13 protein-coding genes are annotated in these 21502 nt (G+C 46.6%); 4 read left to right on the top strand and 9 right to left on the bottom strand.

Features of this window, described 5'->3' with window-relative positions:
• Positions 1 to 160 precede the first annotated feature (160 nt).
• Positions 161 to 1582, top strand: a complete 1422-nt coding sequence (locus tag C825_RS26550) for a carbon starvation CstA family protein (protein ID WP_010800791.1) — start codon at positions 161 to 163, stop codon at positions 1580 to 1582.
• Positions 1583 to 1716: 134 nt separating this feature from the next.
• On the opposite strand, the gene rprY is transcribed toward C825_RS26550, so the two are convergent.
• Positions 1717 to 2448 (bottom strand): response regulator transcription factor RprY, encoded by a 732-nt coding sequence (gene rprY / locus C825_RS26545; protein ID WP_005861388.1) that lies wholly within the window; start codon positions 2446 to 2448, stop codon positions 1717 to 1719.
• A 2-nt stretch (positions 2449 to 2450) separates the two neighbouring features.
• Positions 2451 to 4004 carry a sensor histidine kinase gene (locus C825_RS26540; RefSeq protein ID WP_009859905.1) on the bottom strand — a complete coding sequence of 518 codons (1554 nt, stop codon included), beginning with the start codon at positions 4002 to 4004 and terminating at the stop codon, positions 2451 to 2453.
• 453 nt (positions 4005 to 4457) lie between these two features.
• Between C825_RS26540 and glsA the strand changes: the two genes are divergently transcribed.
• Both glsA and glsB read left to right on the top strand, forming a co-directional pair.
• Positions 4458 to 5285: a lyso-glycine lipid O-acyltransferase GlsA gene (gene glsA / locus C825_RS26535; RefSeq protein ID WP_010800790.1), complete on the top strand. Its 828-nt coding sequence runs from the start codon at positions 4458 to 4460 to the stop codon at positions 5283 to 5285.
• 12 nt (positions 5286 to 5297) lie between these two features.
• Positions 5298 to 6263, top strand: coding sequence for a glycine N(alpha)-acyltransferase GlsB (glsB, locus tag C825_RS26530; RefSeq protein WP_010800789.1), 966 nt, complete (start codon positions 5298 to 5300; stop codon positions 6261 to 6263).
• A 171-nt stretch (positions 6264 to 6434) separates the two neighbouring features.
• On the opposite strand, the gene C825_RS26525 is transcribed toward glsB, so the two are convergent.
• The gene (locus C825_RS26525) at positions 6435 to 7028 is read right to left on the bottom strand and encodes a DUF3109 family protein (protein ID WP_044215136.1); all 594 of its coding nucleotides are present in this window, start codon (positions 7026 to 7028) and stop codon (positions 6435 to 6437) included.
• 121 nt (positions 7029 to 7149) lie between these two features.
• Positions 7150 to 8673: a 2,3-bisphosphoglycerate-independent phosphoglycerate mutase gene (gene gpmI, locus C825_RS26520; RefSeq protein ID WP_010800788.1), complete on the bottom strand. Its 1524-nt coding sequence runs from the start codon at positions 8671 to 8673 to the stop codon at positions 7150 to 7152.
• A 112-nt stretch (positions 8674 to 8785) separates the two neighbouring features.
• Here gpmI and C825_RS26515 point away from each other — a divergent pair, with 112 nt between their 5' ends.
• Positions 8786 to 9484 carry a M48 family metallopeptidase gene (locus C825_RS26515; protein WP_009859900.1) on the top strand — a complete coding sequence of 233 codons (699 nt, stop codon included), beginning with the start codon at positions 8786 to 8788 and terminating at the stop codon, positions 9482 to 9484.
• A gap of 53 nt (positions 9485 to 9537) precedes the next feature.
• On the opposite strand, the gene sov is transcribed toward C825_RS26515, so the two are convergent.
• From sov to trkA, 5 genes are all read right to left on the bottom strand, one after another.
• A complete protein-coding gene (sov, locus tag C825_RS26510; RefSeq protein WP_010800787.1) occupies positions 9538 to 17037 on the bottom strand; it encodes a T9SS outer membrane translocon Sov/SprA in 7500 nt (2499 codons plus the stop codon).
• 60 nt (positions 17038 to 17097) lie between these two features.
• On the bottom strand, positions 17098 to 17688 hold the full coding sequence (gene ruvA, locus C825_RS26505; RefSeq protein WP_010800786.1) for a Holliday junction branch migration protein RuvA: 591 nt from the start codon (positions 17686 to 17688) through the stop codon (positions 17098 to 17100).
• Between the two features lie 93 nt (positions 17689 to 17781).
• Entirely contained in the window at positions 17782 to 18669 is an 888-nt protein-coding gene (locus tag C825_RS26500; protein ID WP_010800785.1) for an SMP-30/gluconolactonase/LRE family protein, read from the bottom strand.
• Positions 18670 to 18681: 12 nt separating this feature from the next.
• Complete coding sequence (locus tag C825_RS26495; RefSeq protein ID WP_044215090.1) at positions 18682 to 20139, bottom strand: TrkH family potassium uptake protein; 1458 nt, start codon at positions 20137 to 20139, stop codon at positions 18682 to 18684.
• 11 nt (positions 20140 to 20150) lie between these two features.
• Positions 20151 to 21488, bottom strand: coding sequence for a Trk system potassium transporter TrkA (gene trkA / locus C825_RS26490; RefSeq protein WP_009859895.1), 1338 nt, complete (start codon positions 21486 to 21488; stop codon positions 20151 to 20153).
• Between the last annotated feature and the right edge of the window lie 14 nt (positions 21489 to 21502).

Below are 21502 nucleotides of genomic sequence, written 5' to 3'. Positions count from 1 at the left end.
CAAACCGTATCCTATATACTGCCGGTTCTTCTGCGACCCCGTGTCAAGCACGGGGACAAGGTAGTTCATATCTTATACTAACTAAACCATCAGGATATCCCGTTTGTGTATCGATAAATATCCTTTTCTGAATAGACCAACATTCTAATAACTCTTTATAATGATAACCTTTATCTGCTGCCTGGCAACTCTTATTGCCGGCTATTTTATCTACGGTTCTTTTATAGAACGTATCTTCGGGGTGGACCCTTCCCGTACAACCCCAGCTTACACCCATCAGGACGGAGTCGATTACATTCCGATGTCTTCCTGGAAAGTTTTTATGATTCAGTTTCTGAACATTGCCGGCCTTGGTCCGATCTTCGGTGCTATTATGGGCGCAAAGTTCGGTACGGCTTCTTTCCTTTGGATAGTCCTGGGGACGATCTTTGCCGGAGCTGTCCATGACTACCTGGCGGGAATGCTTTCATTACGTCATAACGGGGAAAGCCTTCCGGAGATTATCGGACGTTATCTCGGAAATAACTTCAAGCAATTCATGCGCGGCTTCACTGTGGTACTGATGATATTGGTCGGTGCCGTTTTTGTAGCTGGTCCGGCCGGTTTACTGGCGAAGCTGACACCGGAGTATCTTGATGCTACATTCTGGATATTCGTGGTATTTATCTATTATATCCTGGCTACTTTATTACCGGTTGATAAAATCATCGGAAAGATTTATCCGCTGTTTGCCGCAGCCCTGCTGTTTATGGCAGTCGGCATTCTGGTGATGTTGTTTGTGAATCATCCTCCCCTGCCTGAGTTGACGGACGGGTTAGCCAATAAGCATCCGGAGAATCTACCTATTTTCCCGATCATGTTTGTAAGTATTGCCTGCGGAGCTATTTCCGGGTTCCATGCGACACAAAGTCCGTTGATGGCCCGTTGCATCAAGAGCGAAAAGATGGGACGTCCCGTCTTCTTTGGTGCGATGATCACAGAAGGTATTGTTGCTCTGATCTGGGCGGCTGCCGCAACTTATTTCTATCATAATAACGGGATGGGAGAAAGTAATGCTGCTGTAATTGTAGATAGCATCACTAAAGAATGGCTGGGTACGGTCGGAGGTATCCTGGCTGTCCTGGGAGTTATTGCCGCTCCGATCACTTCCGGTGATACGGCATTCCGTTCGGCCCGTTTGATTGTAGCCGACTTCCTGCATAAGGAACAGAAAAGCATGGTAAGCCGTCTGGTGATTTGTATACCTTTGTTTATTGTGGCGATCGGCATATTGCTCTATAGCCTGAAAGATAAGGACGGTTTCGATATGATCTGGCGTTATTTTGCCTGGACAAACCAGACGTTGGCTGTATTTACCCTTTGGGCACTGACAGTTTTCCTGGCACGTTCCAAAAAACTGTATATTGTCACCCTGATTCCGGCCCTGTTTATGACAGCTGTTTGTTCGACTTATATCTTTGTCGCCCCTGAAGGTCTGGGAATGGATGTTACTGTTTCACAAACTATCGGCTGTATCATCACCGCTATAACTCTGGTGGCATTCCTTTGGTGGAAAAAGAAAAATAAAACAGTTGAGTATTAACTCGGGCTGTTGCTTTCGAGCAAGTATTCAACTAAAATAAGAAAGGCATTGCCAACTCTTTCGAGCAGCAATGCCTTTCTTATTTTATCTTCCGAAGAACCCGCTTTTGGCGGCTATTCTCCGGGATATGTTTATTAAAGTACCTGGATACCTTCTTCGCGGGCCTGTTCTTCTCCTGAAGGAGTGATCAGTTTGTAACCCTTACCGTGGATGTTGATGATTTCGATTCCGGGATCATCTTTCAACAGTTTACGAAGTTTAGTGATATACACATCCATACTACGGGCATTGAAGTAGTTATCGTCTACCCAAATAGTTTTCAGTGCATAATTACGTTCCAGAATTTCATTAGCATGAGCGCATAACAGGCTCAGCAGTTCGCATTCTTTAGTAGTCAGCTTAGTCACTTTGTCACCGATAGCCAGTGTTTGTTTCTGCGTATCGAATAAGAAATTCCCCAGCTTGTAGAAAGGAATGTCTTTCATCTTTTTGCCTTTCACACGACGAAGGATTGCTTCGATACGAAGCAAGAGTTCTTCCATGCTGAACGGTTTTGTCAGATAGTCGTCTGCGCCGATCTTGAATCCTTCCAGAATATCTTCCTTCATCGTCTTTGCTGTAAGGAAAATAATTGGAATATCAGGATTTATAGAACGGATCTCCTGTGCAAGAGTGAAACCGTCTTTTTTCGGCATCATCACGTCTAATACGCAAAGATCATATTTGCCTTTGGTGAAACCTTTGTAACCAGCTTCTCCGTCAGAGAAAAGATCTGTTACATAACCTTTTGCCTGTAAGTATTCTCTTAATAGCATACCCAGGTTTTCGTCGTCTTCACAAAAGAAGATTTTCAGTTTTTCTTCCATAACTAACTTTTTATAAGAGGTAAAGTAATAATAAATTTTGTTCCTACATTTCCGGGTCCCATTTCAGCACGGATCGTACCTTTATGGTCCTCGATAATCTTACGGACGTAAGCCAGTCCCAAACCGAAACCTTTTACGTCGTGTACATTCCCTGTCGGTACGCGGAAGAAGCGGTCGAATACTTTCTTAAGGTATTCCTTCTTGATTCCTATACCATTGTCTTCTACGGAGATCAGCAACTTTCCGTTGTTGTCGTTCCAGGTTCTTACCATCAATGTAAGCGGCACTTCCGGACGGCGGTATTTTACTGCGTTGTCCATCAGGTTAAACAATACATTGGTGATATGCATTTCATCTACGTAGATGGACGAATCGGTTGCCTGCAAGTCAATGTCGAGTGAGCCATCATACTTTTCTACTTTCAGGACGAAGGTGTTCGCTACGCTGATCACCAGGTCGTTTGCATCTACTTCTTTCAGTTTGAATGCTGCTTTCTGCCGTTCGAACAACGACATTTGAAGCACTTTTTCAACCAGGAAGCCTAATCGCTTCGTTTCATCATTTATCACGCCTGATATATGTTTGAATACATCGGGGCTTTTCGTTATATCCGAGTCTTTCAACATCTGTGCCGCCAGCGAGATAGTGGAAACCGGAGTTTTCAGCTCGTGCGTCATATTGTTGATAAAGTCGTTCTTCATTTCTGACAGTCTCTTCTGGCGGAATACAATATATATGGTAAAGATAAATGTTACCAACAGTATCAGCGAGAAAAGAACAGACGGTACAATAAATGTTACAGAACTTGAAATATAGTCACCTTTTGTAGGGAAGTATACTTTCAGATAATTCAGTTTTGAGGGAGGATCGTTCGGGAACAATACGTACGTAATTATATCAGACGCAATAGGTTCCTTCTTTATTTCCCCACTCTGGTACACGGTTTTCCCGTCTTTGTTTATAACAAAAAATATGAACGGCAGGTTCAAACCATTGTTAATAAATTCTGATTTTAAGTAATTGTTCAACTTCTTAAAATCGACACGCTCCTGAATCGGTTTAAGGTTTGCCGTATTTAATATATTCACCAAAACTTCCTGCATCAAAGCATTCTGATATTTAAGACGACGCATAAGTGTTTTTTGCAGATCCTGGGACGTACTGATAATATTATTGGACGTTTGTTTTTTGTCCAGCGATGACAGCGGTTCGAATTTCTGACTGAAACTGTGTAGCTGATCTATTTGCAGTATATTACCGTTGGCATCCTTTATTTGTAGTTTCTGCTGGGTGATTGTCTGAGCAATCTCTTGGGGATCCTGGTTATTTTGCAGATAATAACTCTCGTCACGCTTAAGATCTTCTTCCAGATATCTCTGCGTTTCATCCAACTCCAGGTTTTTTGAGACCTGGTGCAGGCTTCTTTTGACTGTTTCATTGAATTGCTCGCTGCTTTTTTTGAGTATGATGCTCACGTACTTAACCTGTAGGAAAAGCAAACCAGCAAAAGCAAATGCCATCACAACTGCGAGTAACCAAATCGTAGATTTCCTCATTCTAAATACTTTCTCTTTTTAACAGAACAAATAACGCTCATTTTAGTTTAATATTTACACAAAAAAGGTAAAAATAGCGGGCTGTTTATATTAAAAAAGGTTTACCTGGGACTCCGGTTTTCTTCTTATTATCTTTTAAAACAACCGTTTATGCTAATTAACATCTGTCTGTGTATATATATGCATCTTCATTTCTGTTTATAAAAACATAATTATTGATTATTTTGTTTCAACTTATGCAAAAAATATGAATTCCGATGGAAGAATTCGCATCTCCATGTTCGTGCATACGTGTCAGATAGTATAATGTATAACGGATACAGGTGCTGTTTTATTTCATCCGGCAGTGAAGAACATATGGCTTAAGTACTTGAAACTTCTTAAAAACTTTTGCCGAATGCATTCAAATTTAATTATTAGCTATATCTTTGCTGCTGACAAGAGTTATGCAAGATGGCACAAGAAGGTATTACACAAATTGATGTAAAACAGGTATTACAGCAGAAAGCGCCCTCCGTGGCCGGTAAAATACCCGGTTTTATTGTCAATTATCTGATTCGTACCATTCATCAGGACGAACTGAATGATATCCTAACCCGTTATCATGATAAGGATGGGGTTGATTTTATGCAGGAACTGATCGGTTATTTTGACCTGACCCTGGAACTGGTGAACGAAGAGAACATTCCGGCGGAAGGCCGCTATATTTTTGCTTCCAACCATCCGTTGGGAGGGCTTGACGGTATCTGCCTCTCGGCAGTGATCGGACGGCATTATGACGGAAAGATCCGTTACCTGGTCAATGACCTGCTTCTCTACTTGTCAAATCTAAGGTCCATCTTTGTCCCTATCAACAAACATGGTGCGCAGGGTAAAAATAATGCCCGGCTGATCGACGAGGCTTATGCTTCCGAAAATCAGATCGTGACGTTCCCCGCAGGACTTTGTTCGCGCAAGATAAACGGACAGATACAGGATACCGACTGGAAGAAATCGTTTATCCAGAAGGCAGTCGAACATCAGCGGGATGTCGTTCCAGTATATTTCGAAGGAAGAAACTCTAATTTCTTCTATCGGTTGGCAAATCTGCGCAAGAGGTTGGGTATAAAGATGAACTATGAAATGATTTATTTGCCGGATGAAATGTTCCGGTCTAAGCATAAAACGTTCCGTATCCATTTTGGCAAGCCTGTCCCGTGGCAGACTTTCGATAGCAGCAAGAAGCCGGTCGAATGGGCCGAGTGGGTGAAGGAACTTGCTTATAATCTCAGGAAAACATAGACTCTATAATATATGCAAGACATTATTAAGCCGACTGATCGTGCTCTTCTGAAGTCGGAGTTGACGAAAGAAAAGAAACTCCGCAGCACGAATAAGTCAAACAATGAAATATATATTGTTACAGCCCACGACGCTCCCCATGTGATGCAGGAGATCGGGCGTCTGCGGGAAATCGCATTTCGTTACTATGGTGGGGGAACGGGGTTCCCGGTAGATATCGACGAGTTCGATACGATGGAGGACGCTTATCGGCAGTTGATTGTCTGGAGTCCGGAAGATGAGCAGATCCTGGGCGGTTACCGTTTCCTGTGCGGTTCGGATGTCAAGTTCGATGAGAACGGGAAGCCGATGTTGGCTACTTCGCATCTGTTCAATTTCTCGGAAAAGTTTAATAAAGAGTTCCTCCCTTATACGGTCGAGTTGGGCCGTTCTTTCGTTACTTTGGAATATCAGTCTACACGTGCTGGCGCAAAAGGATTGTTTGTGTTGGATAATTTGTGGGATGGATTGGGAGCTTTGTCGGTAGTCGATCCGAGTTTGCAATATTATTTCGGGAAGGTGACGATGTATAATACGTATAATACGGAGGCACGTAATATGATTCTTTATTTTCTGGGGATGCACTTTCCGGATGCGGATAAGCTGGTGACTCCGGTCTATCCGTTGGAAACCGATACGGACATAGAGAAGATGAAGGAGTTGTTCCGTTATGATAACTTCAAGGACAATTATAAGGTATTGAATCAGGAAGTACGTAAATTCGGTATCAATGTGCCGCCGCTGGTGAATGCCTATATGAGCCTTTCACCGAAGATGCGCGTGTTCGGGACGGCCATCAACCATGAATTTGGGGATGTGGAAGAGACCGGTATCCTGATTGCGATCAATGAGATTCTGGAAGACAAGAAAAAACGTCATATAGAAACTTATCTGAAAGAGGAAGGCCAGACGGCTGATCTGATAAGAAAAGCGGAATAACCTAGGGATGATTTCTGTTCACGAGGGCCTCATAAATGTTTTTGACGCCCTCGTGAATGTTTATGAGGTCCTTGAAAATGTTTATGAGGACGTCAAAAACAGTCTTTATACTATAGTCTGACAGAAGACACGTTATCCGTGTTCCATAAACAGGCACATCTATTATTGGCACTAACCCAATTTTTCCTGTTCCTTTTGTTTTCTCCACTCCTCAGCTACTTCGACCAGGCTTTCATACCATTTCTCGCCGAACTTGCGGATAAGCGGTTCTTTCAGGAACTTATATAAGGGTAGTTTCTCTTTTTGTCCTAATATTTCTGCCGCTTTACATATTTTCCAACGGTCGTAGTTGACAGCCCGGAAGTCTTTGTATTGGGTTACACGGACAGGATAGAGATGGCAGGATACCGGCTTGTAAAAGGACAGTTTCCCTTCACGGTAGGCTTTCTCGATAGCACATTTACAAGTACCGTCGCTGTCATAACAGGTAAATACACAATCTTTGTTGTCAACGATGGAGGTGACGATATCACCTTCGCAGTCGATATAGGCTACGCCTTGTTTGTTGATAATTGCCTGGGCTTCGGGTGACAGGTCGTTCCATACGACCGGAAGCGCTTTCTCCAGTTTGGCAATCTCGCTTTTCTCAAGCGGGGCACCGGAATCACCTTCCACACAGCAAATGCCTTTGCACTGGGCAAGGTCGCAGATGAAATTTGCCTCGATCAGGTCCAGGCTGACCAGAGTGTCGTCTATTTGGATCATTTTGTTATCAGGGAAGAGGTAATAAATACCCCTCTTCAGGGAGGACATGAGGGTTTGTTATTGAAGTTTACACACCCCCTGCCCCCTCTCAAGAGGGGAAAAGTTACTATTGGTACAATAATTATTTGATCAATGATTTTCCTGTCATTTCTTTCGGTTGCTTCAGCCCCATGATATGAAGGATTGAAGGAGCAACGTCTGCCAGGATACCGTCTTCAACTTTAGCGTCTTTGTTTTCTGTTACATAAACGAATGGAACAGGATTCAAAGAGTGAGCAGTGTTGGGTGTGCCGTCTTCGTTCAAAGCGTGGTCGGCATTACCGTGGTCGGCAATGATGATTACTTCGTAACCATTCGCTTTGGCTGCTTCGACAGTGTCGTTCAGGCAAGCGTCGATAGTAACAACAGCCTTTTCGATGGCTGAGTAAATGCCGGTGTGGCCTACCATGTCGCCATTTGCATAGTTACAAACGATATAGTCATATTTCTTTGTGTAGATGGCTTCAACCAGTTTGTCTTTTACCTCGAAAGCACTCATTTCCGGTTTCAGGTCGTAAGTGGCCACTTTCGGAGACGGAACCAGGATACGGTCTTCACCTTCGAACGGAGTTTCGCGTCCGCCGTTGAAGAAGAAAGTAACGTGTGCATATTTTTCTGTTTCGGCAATGTGCAGCTGTGTTTTACCGACTGATGCCAGAAATTCGCCCAGTGTATTTTCTACATTGTCCTTGTCGAACAGGATATGAACGCCTTTGAAACTAGCATCGTACGGAGTCATACAGAAATACTGCAAGTTCGGAATAGTCTTCATTCCGGCTTCCGGCATATCCTGTTGAGTCAGGACGACTGTCAGTTCTTTGGCACGGTCGTTACGGTAGTTGAAGAAGATCACAACGTCGCCTTCTTCGATAGTCGCTACCGGCTTACCGTTTTCTACGTGTACGATCGGTTTGATAAATTCGTCTGTTACACCTTCTGCGTATGACTCTTCCATTGCCTGAACCATGTCTTCGCAAGGTTTACCCGTGCCGTTCATGATCAGGTCGTAAGCCTCTTTTACGCGTTCCCAACGTTTGTCGCGGTCCATTGCATAGTAACGGCCGATGATGGAAGCGATCTTTCCGCCTGTTGTTTGCAGGTGATTTTCCAGCTGTTCGATAAAGCCTTTACCGCTTCTCGGGTCCGTGTCGCGACCGTCCATAAAGCAATGAACATATGCTTTGTCGATTCCGTATTCTTTGGCGATATCCGCCAGTTTGAACAGGTGTTCCAATGAGCTGTGTACACCACCGTCGGAAACCAGTCCCATGAAATGGATCTGTTTGCCGTTTTCTTTGGCGTAGCTGTAAGCACGTTTGATTTCCAGATTATCGAGGATTGTGTTCTGGCGGCATGCGATATTGATCTTCACCAGGTCTTGGTAAACGATGCGGCCGGCACCGATATTAAGGTGGCCAACTTCCGAGTTACCCATCTGTCCGTCAGGTAAACCAACATTTTCGCCGGAAGCCTGCAACTGAGAGTTTGGGTATGTTTTCAACAGTTCGTCCCAGTAAGGAGTGGGAGTGTTGTAGATTACATCATCTTTACCACGGTCGCCGATTCCCCAGCCATCGCAGATTAATAAAAGTGCTTTCTTGCTCATGATTGCCTTGTTTATATTGTTTATACTTATTAAATATCTAATACCGGGCGCAAAGATAAGCATTTCTGATGTAATATTATTTGCCTTTAAAGTATTACTTTTGCAGGTAGATATGGAAAAGAAGATATACGACAACGATCTGGGAACCATCCTTCTCCGTACTGCCCCGCGAGCTACCCGTTATACGCTGAAAATATCAAAGGGAATGATCACCGCCACTATGCCGGTCGGGGGTGATGAGGGGAGAATGTTGTCCTTTATTGAAGAGAACCGGCAAAAACTTCTGAACGCTCTGAAAAAGCATCCGGCACGTCCGTTGCTGAATGAAACTGCCAGATTGGAAACAACTACTTTCCTGCTACATATTTTCCGGACGGAACGTGCCAATTTTTATATGAAATTGGACAACAGTATCCTGCATATCGCCTGTCCGCTGGAAACCCGGTTTGAATCGGACGAGGTTCAGCTCATATTGAAAGGTTTTCTGGAGAAGGCATTGCGGCATGAGGCAAAACGTCTGTTGCCGGACCGTCTGAAGACGTTGGCAGACCGGTATAAATTGACTTTCACGAGCGTACGGATCATGAACAGCAAAACCCGCTGGGGAAGTTGCAGTACGCGTAAAAGTATCAATCTCTCCCTTTCGCTCATGCTGCTTCCCTGGCATCTGATCGATTACGTCCTGCTTCACGAACTTTGCCATACGGTAGAGATGAACCACAGCGACCGTTTCTGGAAACTCCTGAATGAGATAACGGAAAACAGGGCGTTAATGCTCCGTCAGGAGTTGAAGAAATACTCCATACTGTAACACCTTCCTCCTTCACACCTTATGCGCCGGGAGGCACCGGTGTTGTATTGCGTTTACTGTGCCAGTGAGAACCGTAATGCAACACCGTAGTTGGAGTTGGATGTCGGATAAGATGCATTCGAGATCAGCGGCTCATTGATCTGCAAGTCATAGAAAGCACGCAGTGTCAGTGCACGGCTCAATCCGTAATCGGCGGAGAACTGGATCGTTTTGGCAATATTACCGCTGGTTGCCTGTGTGAAGCTATCCTCGATCTTACGGATCAATGACTGCATCTTGTTGTATGAGAAGTCCAGACGCACGGTCAGGTCATTGCTGAAATCACGCGTTTTCTTCATCTTCAATATCTTGTTGAACTCGGCGAACTTATATCCCAGTCCTATGGTGTACTTATTAGATAGTGCTTCCACAATCTGGTAAGACGAGATATTCAGGTTCAGATTACGCGTTGTCGTGTAATCGGCACGGATCGTGATATTGTTCAACATGGTCGCATCCACTCCCAGCAACGGGCTGAAACTCTCCGTCAGGCTGACGGAAGAGATGGAGTAAGGTGAAGACGGGATAGGAGCTTCGGAAGCATTCTGTGTAAATCCGAGGTTGTCACCCAGTCCGGCATCCACCCAGGTCGAATAAGTTTCGTAGGCACCGACATTGTAAGTACAGCGATACTGATGGGTCAGCATGACCGACTTGAAATGTTTCTTTATGGCCGGAATGCGGATCAGTCCGTCGTAGGTGATACGCCAGTTCGGCAGCATGCTGCGGATAGCCGGGAACGGGGAGGATGAAATCTTATTAGGATCTTTCCCTGTATAAGCGGCCAGGAAGGCCGGGATCAGTACATCGGCCGAGTTATGGCTGACTCCGCCGCCATGTTCTTTATTATATTCTTTACCTCCGTATTGAGATTGTCCCAGGAAACCGGAATTCGGGTAGGTTGTTCCTGTATAGCGGCTTTCGAGGCGGTTCGCAATAGTCTCACGGTATTCGATAAACTTATTGAATGTTTCCGATGCATAGTTATTACTTGCATTGCCGACGCCTTTGAAGAAACTACCCAATGCGACAGTCGTCATCGTAAAGTTTCCTCCGGCCAGTTCCGGCATACCGGGATACATATATTGTATATCGGTGTTGCGGGTATCGACGCGGTTGGCATTCAGGTCGATCTTCAGTCCGGTGATAGGCTCCAGGTTCGCCCGGATATTCAGGTTTTTGGCACTGCTCATGACGGCCGGATTGACGTTGCTGGTGTTTTCAACCAGCCAGCCACGGTCTTTGGCATCGTAGAGAAAGTCCCGGTTCACGGCTCCGAAAGCAAAGCCAAGTCCCGGTGTCAGGCCGAAAGGCGAGCGGCCCTGTCCGAAGATATCACCGATCATTGGGGAGAATCCCGGAACCGACATACCGTCGGTCGTCGCATACTGGATATTGATACGGCGTATCATCATCAGGAAGCGGCTGCCATATTCTGCCGTTTTGTAGAGGAAGTCTTCCGTCGCTTTCGGACCCGGCTTGATAGTCAGTTTCAAATGAGCCGTATCCTGGTTCAGGATCATTACCTGTGCAAAGTTGATCGGTTTGTATTTGATGGCATAGACTTTGCCGTCGGCTCCGCGGGCGGTAATGCGCACCTTCTTGGTGAACATACCGTGTTGTACGACTGTTCCGCTGTCCATATTCAGTTGGATATCTCTTTCCAGTTTGATCTCTTTCTGTTCTTTCTTTTTGGTCGTGGTACGGGTGGCCGAGAATTTCTGGTTCACTTTCTTCAGGAACTTGTTCTTGTTGTAAAGCGATTGCAAGTTCAGGCTACCCTGCCAGTCGATCTGGCGCTGGTTGGTAATCGTGTTACCGAGCTCATATTCGGTGTTGGTAATGGCTCCACGGTCCCAGTTATACTGCGCGTTGTAAGTGACGGAACTGTTTACCCAATCCAATACCGGGATATACTGTAACGGCATATTCCAGGTCACGTTGAATGTCTGGTCGTATTTCAAAGGCGTACCCAGGTCGGCGATACTTTGTTTTACGGAATCTTTCCAGATCTGATACTTATCAGGGGCGAGTTCTTTGTTCACCTGTACATACGGCTCTTCGATCCGGGCATTTGTTCCGGAGGTAAAGGTCATGTTCAGGCTGTTTGTGAAGTCCCAGCGCAGGCTGAAAGCACGATCCCAGTAGAACTCGGAACTGAAGGTCACTTCAGGTTTGTAGCCGGTGTTTTCCAAGTCGCGCAGCTGCATTTCGTTATAGTTACGCATCATGGCTGTCTGGAAACTGATGTTCGACGGCAGGTAGTTCAGGCTGAACTGCTTGATGTAACGGGTGTAACCGTTGTTCTTCTTCAGCTTCTGGAACGGGCGGAACGGTTTCGCATACGGTGTGTAGTTGTAGGCGAAGTTACCGCGGTAATCCTTGGTCGTTTCATATTCCGTTTCCGGATTCTGCGTTTTCGTCTGGCTGAATGAATAGCCGATCGAGAAGTTTGCCGGGTCGTAAGGCATCGGGGTCTTGCTACGGATATCCGCTCTTACGTTATTGAATGAGATACTCTTGATGACGGTCTGGTCGACAGCCATACTCTTGATAGAGTCTTTTTCGGCTTTCGTGTCGACAGCGTCCAGGGCGTCACTCAGTTTAATATCCTGATCGAGCGGGTTATATTTTGCTTTTGTCTGATCCTTGGAGTAGGCATAATACATCGGGATGCTGACCTTCGCTTTTTCCGGGAAGAATTTACCCCATTCGATGGTAGTAGCCACGTTGTATTGTGTGAAGTCGTCGATGCGGCGTTCTGCCAGTGACTGGTCGAGGGCACCGAAACCAGCTGTTTCGATACGTCCGCCCACATTGACCGTACCCAAGTCGGAGACAGCCACGTTCAGGTTGGCGTTGGCCGCCCAACCGCCTTCTTCGTTAAACTCGCTCAGACGGAGTTCGTTTATCCAGACTTCACCGCTTTTAACTACATTTTGTCGGTTACGGACACCGATCATGATCGTTTTTACTTCCGAGAGGCTCGGGTTACCTACGATGCTGATCGTGTTGCCATTCTCGTCCATTTCTGAATAGACGGTATTGAATGTAATACCTTTGTCTCCTGCCCGTTTCTTCTTGTTGCGGCTTAGTTTAAGGTTGGTCAATACTTCAAGACGGAAGTCAAGCATGTTTTCCGCCGGCCAGATTTCTACGGCCTCATAAGATCCTTTTACCGGGGTAACTTTCAGCGGAACTTCATATTCGTAGTAATTATTTTTATAGTCGGAACCTAAGCGAATGAATACAGACAAATCTCCGTTGGCAAGGGATGTGTAATTATCCGCATCTTCAGGCAATGCTTCTGCGTGGGTAAACAGTTGTAACCGTTTGTATTGACGTAGATCGTAATAAGTATTCTTGTAAACGGCACGTGCGTCCTTGGCAGCCAGGTCACTGACCTTCATGGATAATGCCTGTTCGTTCTGACGAGTCAGTTGAGGCTGGCTAGGGTCAGCAACACGGCTTACTCCCGGAGGTGTCATGTAAGGAATAGGAGTCCGTCGGCTGTTTTCTTCTATATTTACAGAAGATACTTCGAGTGTGCCATTGAATAATGGCGGAACTTTCGGGTCGGACAGATCCTGCTCGTATGAACGCCATTCACCGCGTACCAGTTCGAATGTTCCGAAACGCAGTACGGTCGGTTTAGAGAATTGCGTCATATACATACGCATAAAGCGAATGCTCTTGAAGTCGCTGATAGCTCCGACAGTACGGTTGTATTGCTTAACAGGGATTTTGAACAGGTACCATTTGGCCGGATTGTTTCTGTTGTTATTTTCGTTATCCCCATTTGGTAATTTGGGATAGGTCGTTTTCATATCTACAATGAAGTTCTTCCCTACTTTCAGGTCTTCCGGACGAATAGATACTTTATATTCGAAATACTTTTCGTTCTTGTTCATGGTGTTATCCTGATTCAGGTCTTCCACATCCGGATTTTTGGAGGCGGATGTGTCGTAACGTTCTCCTGAAGTTCCGCTTTCGGCGGAGTTGCCTTCAGTACCATTGTAACGTTTGTAACGGTTTAAGATACTGACAGTGTCTCTGTCTAATTCCGTACCACGGAAATAACGGTATTTGTCAGTACCCGGATTCCGCAGAGGAGAGTATTCATCTTGTAACATTGCATCTATTAACTCCGGCGATAACTTTGTCATAAGTTTTTCAATAAACTCCTTGTATGCCGGATAATCCCGTTCTTCCTCTGCCGACAAACCGTTGAGTCCGACGTCCTGTCTTGCACGTGCGCCTGACGTATTGTCGAAGGCATAGACTGTGCTCTGCTGCTTCGGAACAAGTCCCCAGACAGTGGAATCTACCCTGCTTCTGTCACCATCGATAGGTAATCCGTTTTCATAGAATTTCTTTCCGTCTTTCAGGACGTCTTCCGATATTTCGCCCAGGTTGAAATACAGGTCACCGCCTTTAGCCGTAATACCTTCTTGTTCTTCATAGAGATAAGGGTCGAGCATCCAGAATTCGATGTATTCGATATTGGCTGTTTCGAAGTCGCTTTGGTCGATCTTACGCATGATACCGCCCCAGCGATTTTCCGGCTTTTGTAATGTTCCGTCAGGATTGACAAAGTCGGCATCCAGGTTGTACGGACCACGTTCATTCGGGTAATAAGCCAGGTTGAGCGCCTGGATCGTACTTGTTTCATTGTAACCCTGGTCTCTGTCCGGGAACAATTCGTCTACATAAATGGCGCGGACGTAATGGTTGGATAATTGTTCTTTATCATTACGGATATGCGTCGGAGCCTGACTGGAATTTTTACGGTTGAATAACCCGTCCACATAATACCATGCCAGCAGTGCACGGTTTTTACCATATTCTATATCGTTTGTTTTGCTTGCTTCTGGGAAAAGGGCATTAGCGCTATTATCCCAAGGCACGCTGGCGAGTTTCCACGGATACGGGTTCAGCAGGTCGAAGCCGCTTTGTGTCGATTCGAAATCGTCCAGATAAGAGTAGCCTCCGCTATATTTGTTCTCATAATGGCCGGCTATCAGATGGGCAAATTCTCCGGTGAATGCTATCTGGCTGGGTTTTGTCAGGTTTAGCAACGGTAGTTTGTCAAATGTGTTTGTCAGCCATTGGCTTTCCGCCTTGTAGGCGATGTTGAATCCCCACAAGGTGTTTTTGATGGATTCGTCGCCAAATACCGTTTTGGTCGTCAACGGCATTTCAGACATATGCATAATGGTGGCCCCCAGCGAGAAGTCGGGATTGAACTGGTAGTTGAGGTCCAGTCCCATCATTGTTTTTCGCTGCATATTGTAGGCCGTCTGGTTTTCCAGCGAAACGCTGACAGGAGTTCCGGCAGCAATGATACTTTCATTCAGGATAGTAACGGTTCCCGATGTATAATCGACCGTATAGTCCACATTTTCCGTCAGTGTGGCACCTGCTGCCGTTACGCGTACCGAACCGCGTGCCACGTTGCTGGCTCCCAATTGTATTTCGGATGCGGAAGAGGCCTTATATTCTCCCCGCATAATGAATTTGTTCTTTTCAGCGATCTGACGGGCGGCAGTCTGGGTCGTATCGTATAATTCCTGGAATACATATTTATCGGCAATTGCCGGACTGACAACTTTTTCCAGTTTTTCTTTCAGGCTGGAACCGAAAGGCTCGATGGTCGGGAAAATCACCCTACCGGTGGACGCCTGTACGGTGTATCCTTCCACAAAGTCGAAATATCCGTCCGGATGCGATTCGTTCTGGGCGTTCAGGCGGTCTGCTCCCATCAGGCGTATCCAGATTTGTCTGGACAACGTGTCGGTGCGTGCTTCCGGCAGATAGTTTATATAAGTACCGGTCGTATCGCTTTGGTACATGACATCCAGGCGGAACTTTTCTTTCTGGACAGAGTAAGCACCCAGGGAATAGATATTCTTCATCATCAAATCCCAATATTTCATGGGGGGAGACATATTTGTACCTCTCAGTAACTTTACATACAGACAGTTGCTGGGATTCGTCGGATTGCTGTCGGAAAACTCGCCGACTCTTCCTGTCCGTTTTCCACTGGCATCGGAATATTCATATTCAAAGGCCACGGCCAGCATCTGTCCTTCCTGTAAACTCATATTCAAGGACAGATATCCCAGTTGTTTGTCGTAGATATATTCGGAGTTCGGATCCAGCAAGCGGGCATTCTCTATGGCTTCATATTCGGAACCTCCGGTGAATCCGGTTAATACGCTTTCTACATCGCTGATTTGACGGGCACCGGAATAGGTGGTGGTCATTTGGTTGTATAGGTCATTCGCATTATTGGCAGGATATGATCCGTCCTTAATCGGGAATGCACCGGGATTTGCCATATAGGATGCGTCGTTTTCACCGATGTCGGTAAAAGCGACGATGTTACGAGCCTGGTCGTAGTTACCTCTTGTGTTGGTCACCCAAACTTCCAGTCGGGTAATATTCAGAGTCGCTTTTATCTGAGGCAATTGGCTGACAGCGTCGTTGTATCTGTTGCGGAAGTAGTGCGCCAGGAAGAAGTGGCGGTTCGCATCATACTCATCGATCTTCAGTTCAAAATCCTTGGTCTGTACGCCACCTTTGGAGTTTACTGTTTTTGATTCCGAGTTCTGCTGTGCGAACAACGCGTTCACCCTCAGTTTACCGAACTGAAGGTCTGCTTTCATACCGAACAGGGCAGCTCCGCCGTTGATCAGCGAGTTGCTTGTCGTCATCGACACGTTACCGGCTTCCAGTGATTTGATGATCTCATCCTCTTCGCCCGTATAAGCCAGTTTCAGCTTTTTGGAATCGAAGTCGAAAGAGGTTTCCGTATTGTAGTTCATGTCGAAATTCACTTTCGAACCGACGGAGGCTTGTACATTCAACTGCACACTTTCGTCGAAGTTGAAAATGGTATTGCTGCGGGCGCGTTCAGGGAGTGAAGGGTCTTTCGTGCTGTTCCGCTTCAAGCCTAATGTGACTTCGGCCGACCCTTGTGTCTTTACACGTACACCTCCGGGACCGAATATACGTTCTGCCGCACCGATACCGAACTGCATATCTGCCAGGTTAAACTTCTTGTCTGCTTCCTTCTGAAACTCTTCTTCGTTTTTCTGGCGGTAGTAAGAACGGAGCGATTCCTGCATGCTGTATTTCTGATATTCTTCCGGACTCAGGTCGATCGGAGTGATCAGGTCTTTCTCCCCTAAACGGGAGCGGACAACATATCGTCCGGTCCTGATATCGTATTCAACGAAGGTTTTCACGTTTTCCGGATCGCGTAAATCTACCGGGGATTTTTTCAAGAGGTCTTTATAGGTTTCATCACCCTCCGGCACGGTTTTGGATACCGGATAGCGGGTTGCCGGGACAGTATCCTTCCCGTCGGGCATGTCGTCTTGTCCTTCAAGCAACTGGATATCCGGCAAGGACGCCGTATAAGTCAGGTAATTGGCATTCAGCGAGAGCATGCCGATCCCGAATAGCAGTATTGTAACCCAGATAAGATATTTAAGAGTCTTCTTTTTCATTTTAAATTGTCAACTGTCATTTGTAAGGGCGGTTCGCGAACAGCCCCTACCTGTCAACTATTAAAGCATTCTGAGTGCACTTTTTATCACTTGTTCCACAGCCAGCATCGGCGAGGTTTTCAGTATTGAACTGACTGCCTTTTGTGAAGCAGCCTTTTGGAATCCCAGCATAACCAGGGCGGCCACCGCTTCTTCGGCCACCGCACCGTTTCCTGCCGTGGCAGCCGTTCCCGTCCCAACCGTCGAATCGCCGGCTTTCACCTTGTTTTTCAGGTCGACCAGGATACGTTGAGCAGTTTTTTGTCCGATGCCTTTTACCGAGGTCAGCGCCGTTTCGTTTTTGTTGGCGATAACCTGGATCAGTTCGGAAGGAGGAAGAGATGACAGGATCATACGTGCCGTATTAGGACCGACACCGGATACCGATGTCAGTAATAAAAACAACTCGCGTTCAACCTTTTGGGCGAAACCGAACAGCAGGTGTGCATCTTCACGTATTACTTCATATACGTAAATTTTCCCGGTTGGTTTACCGCTGAATGCGCTGTATGTGGTCAGAGATATGTTAAGTTCGTAGCCAATCCCTGCACATTCGATGATCATCTGTGTGGGAGTCAGTTCTACGATATCCCCCTTAATATATTCTATCATTTTGCGTCTCTTCTAGTTATTCGTACCTATTATAACGCAAAATTAAGCAAAAGCGTATATCAGACCTAAAGAAATATTCAAATAGGTGAATAATTATTCTCTTCCCGGATGTTCGGCAGTGAAGGTTTCGAAGCAGCCGCGGTCTTGCAGGGTGACATAGCAGCGGCGGTTGTCAGGACCTCCGAATGTGATGTTGGAGGGCTTTTTGCCTTTCAGTTGTATTTCGCGGATCAGCTTGCCCTTCGGATTTATAACGGCTACCGTTCCTTTGTCGTAGCGGCAGAGATACAGGTTGCCTTTCACATCGCAACGGATTCCGTCCATGCCGAAGCCTTCGAAGGTGTGGAAAAGCCGTTTGTTTTTGAGTGTCCCGTCCGGCTTGATATCATAGATCCATACTTTGAGTTGTGCAGACTCGTTAACATAAAGTTTTTTACCGTCCGGGCTGACATCGATACCGTTGGTCGTCCCCATATCGCTTTCCAGCAGAGTCACTTTACCGTCGGGAGTGATCAGCCAGAGTTGCCCTTTCTGGTTCGGCCAGTCCGGATCGCTGGCATAGAGATTGCCGCCCGGGGCGAGGGCGATGTCGTTGGGCTGGTTCATCCGGGACTCATGTGCATACGTGCTGATCGCTTTGGTCTGCATGTCGACTTTCAGGATGTTATGACCGGTGTAATCGGCAACCAGCATGTCTCCGGCCTTGTTGAAGCGGATACCGTTGCCTGTCGAACCTTCGGGGAGCGTCACGAAACATTCGTGCGAGCCGTCCGGACGTACAATGCCTATCGTTCCTTCTTTTCCGTAGTTAACGGCATACAGATTGCCGGCTTTGTCGGTGGCCGGACCTTCTATTCCGTTGGTGAAAGTACCTTCCGGCAGTAAATCGGCTGTTTCCCGCTGTGCGGAGGTTTGTGCGCCGGCTGCCAGTCCTACGAACAGGCAACTCATGATTGTAAGGAATATTGTACGTGTTTTCATATCAAATCTATTTTATTGTTTCCAGAATCCCGGAACAAGTAATGTCAATACAGTAAATATCTCCAAACGTCCTGTCATCATCAGTAAGGAAAGGAACCATTTGGATACGACCGGAACTTCCGAGAAGTTGTCTACCGGCCCCAGTTTGCCCAGTCCCGGCCCGACATTGCTGATGGCTGAGACGGCAGCACCGATCGATTCTTCAAAGCCCAACCCGTCGAGCATCAGCACGGCACAGCTGAGTACGATCAGTGACATATAGGCAAAAGCGAAAGCCAGTACGCGGTGTACGACCTCGCCGGATACGATATGTGAATCCATCCTTACCGGGATAATGGCATGCGGATGGGTTTGTTTCTTGAATTCGTTGAACAGGTTTTTGGAAAGGATCACGAAACGTCCCATTTTCAGCCCTCCGCAGGTCGAGCCAGCGCAACCGCAGATGAACATCAGTATCAGGGCGATCATCCAGAAGAAAGGTCCCCAGGGAATATAATTCTCTGTCGCGAAGCCGCAGGTCGAAACCAGCGTAACCACCTGGAATGCAGCCTGCCGGAAAGCTGTCGGGAAGTCTGTAAAGAATCCGTGATACATGATCCAGCCGGTTGTTATTCCCGTCATGATCAGGACGAACCAGAAGAACCAGCGAAACTCTTCATCGAAAAACAACTTCTTTATATTTCCGTTCAGGCAGAAATAGATCAGGGTGATATTAGTCGCCCCGATAAACATAAATATCGTGATAACATATTCTATATAAGCCGAGTGCCAATAAGCGATACTGGCGTTTTTGGTGGAATATCCGCCGGTAGAAATCGCTGTCAGGGCATGGTTTACCGCGTCATATAAATTCATCGGGCCTATCCATAACAACCCGATCAGCAGGACGGTAAGGAACACATAAACCCCCCACAGGCGTTTGGCGACCTGTGTTACACGCGGACGGAACCGTTCGTGTGTGATCCCCGGTGTTTCGGCATTAAACATCTGTGTCGCTCCGCCTCCCAGGATAGGCATCAATGCTACGGTAAATACGATCATACCGATACCTCCCTGCCATTGAGTGAGACTTCGCCAGAACAGGACGCCTTTAGGCAGAGCTTCTATATCGGTGAGAATGGTCGATCCGGTGGTCGTGAAGCCTGACATGGTTTCAAAGAAAGCATCCGTTATATTGTCGATATATCCTCCCAAATAGAAAGGCAACATTCCCAGCAACGAGAGCAGCAACCAGGTAAGCGTAACCGTCAGCATCCCTTCCCGTCGGCCGGCTGTGTATTCGTTTGCACGGAAACCGATGGCATAGAGCGATATGCCGACCCCGAACAGGATTCCGCTGGAGATAAGCAATGGATAGAAATCGCCTCCTTTGTACAGGAAAGCGACCACTGTTGCCATCAGCATAAACAGTGTTTCGAGGATGCACATCATCCCCAGCATTTTTATTATGAAACGTATATTCAGTAACATACTAAAACATACTAATTAAAATAATCTTCCAGTTTACGCATGGCAGTCTCCAGGCAGAATACCACCACGTGGTCGTATGCCTGTATCTGTGTGTCACCCTTAATCATCATCGGTTCGCCGTCGCGTATCAGTCCGCCCAGCGTCAGGTCTTTCGGCAGGTGCAGGTCTTTCACCTGTTTGCGGGTGATTTTCGAATCGGGGCGTGCCACCAACTCGGCCACGTCGGCATTGGCAAAGGTCAGGAACTTCACGTTCGACACGTCGGCATCCAGCAGGAACTGATAGATATGACTGGCGGCAATCAGCTTCTTGTTGATTACCGAACCGATATCCATATTCTCGGCCAGCGGGATATAGTCGATATTCTCGATCTTGGCGACTGTCTTGAATACGCCGAAACGTTTGGCAGCCAGGCAAGCCAGGATATTCGTACTCGAATTGTCTGTCAAAGCGACAAACGCCTGTGCGTCTTTGATCCCTTCCTGCATCAGTAGCTCCGTGTCGCGTCCGTCTCCGTTGATGATCAGGACATTGCTCGGCACTACCTCGGCTATGCGGTGACTTTTCTCTTTGTTTGTTTCCAGTATCTTTACGCGGATATTATTCGGCAGATACTGGCTGGTGCGGATAGCGATGCGGCTGCCTCCCATGATAAAGATTTTCTTTACTTCCGGGTCTTTCTTGCCGGCATGCATCTGCACGTCTTTGATATGTTCTTTGGTCGTCGTAAAGAAAACGATATCGCCGGGCAGGACAAGGTCGGTACCGCGGGGGATAATCGTTTCATATTGCCGTTTGATGGCAACGATATGGTACAGCTTCTGTTCGTTCAGCAGTTCGGCCAGTTGTTTGTTCACCAGGCGGGAGTTTTCGCGAACCTTCACCCCGATCAGGATCAGGGCTCCTCCGAACAGTTCCCAGTACTGGCGTGTCCACGGGCGGCGTATCGCGTTGACGATCTCTTTGGCTGCCAACATTTCCGGATAGATCATCGAGTGGATGCCCAGCTTTTCGAACAGTTCTTTGTTTTTAGGCAACAGATATTCGTAGTTGTTGATACGTGCCAGAGTTTTGCGTGCTCCCAGCTTGGAGGCCAGGATACTTGCCGCAATATTCGTTGTCTCTTCCGGAGTAACGCTGACGAACAGGTCTGTTTTTTTTATGCCGGCTTCTTCCAGGTCGCGGATCGAAGTCGGATTACCAACCATAGGAAGTATCTCCATATTGGTGTTGGTGATGTTCAACCGTTCCTCACTCGGGTCCATCAGGATGATATCCTGTTTTTCCTGCGATAACATCTTTGCAAGATGCGTACCCACTTCGCCTGCCCCGGCAATAATAATTTTCATTTTATCAATTGTTA

The sequence above is a fragment of the Parabacteroides sp. ASF519 genome (assembly GCF_000364265.2).
Taxonomy (GTDB): Bacteria; Bacteroidota; Bacteroidia; order Bacteroidales; family Tannerellaceae; genus Parabacteroides; species Parabacteroides goldsteinii.
This window is presented reverse-complemented; position numbering and strand designations above follow the sequence as displayed.

Excerpts from the sequence above, each read along its gene's own strand:
- sov (WP_010800787.1), bottom strand. The coding sequence starts at position 17,037 with ATGAAAAAGAAGACTCTTAAATATCTTATCTGGGTTACAATACTGCTA.
- gpmI (WP_010800788.1), bottom strand. The coding sequence starts at position 8,673 with ATGAGCAAGAAAGCACTTTTATTAATCTGCGATGGCTGGGGAATCGGC.
- C825_RS26515 (WP_009859900.1), top strand. The coding sequence starts at position 8,786 with ATGGAAAAGAAGATATACGACAACGATCTGGGAACCATCCTTCTCCGT.
- rprY (WP_005861388.1), bottom strand. The coding sequence starts at position 2,448 with ATGGAAGAAAAACTGAAAATCTTCTTTTGTGAAGACGACGAAAACCTG.
- glsB (WP_010800789.1), top strand. The coding sequence starts at position 5,298 with ATGCAAGACATTATTAAGCCGACTGATCGTGCTCTTCTGAAGTCGGAG.
- C825_RS26550 (WP_010800791.1), top strand. The coding sequence starts at position 161 with ATGATAACCTTTATCTGCTGCCTGGCAACTCTTATTGCCGGCTATTTT.
- C825_RS26500 (WP_010800785.1), bottom strand. The coding sequence starts at position 18,669 with ATGAAAACACGTACAATATTCCTTACAATCATGAGTTGCCTGTTCGTA.
- glsA (WP_010800790.1), top strand. The coding sequence starts at position 4,458 with ATGGCACAAGAAGGTATTACACAAATTGATGTAAAACAGGTATTACAG.
- trkA (WP_009859895.1), bottom strand. The coding sequence starts at position 21,488 with ATGAAAATTATTATTGCCGGGGCAGGCGAAGTGGGTACGCATCTTGCA.
- ruvA (WP_010800786.1), bottom strand. The coding sequence starts at position 17,688 with ATGATAGAATATATTAAGGGGGATATCGTAGAACTGACTCCCACACAG.
- C825_RS26495 (WP_044215090.1), bottom strand. The coding sequence starts at position 20,139 with ATGTTACTGAATATACGTTTCATAATAAAAATGCTGGGGATGATGTGC.
- C825_RS26540 (WP_009859905.1), bottom strand. The coding sequence starts at position 4,004 with ATGAGGAAATCTACGATTTGGTTACTCGCAGTTGTGATGGCATTTGCT.
- C825_RS26525 (WP_044215136.1), bottom strand. The coding sequence starts at position 7,028 with ATGATCCAAATAGACGACACTCTGGTCAGCCTGGACCTGATCGAGGCA.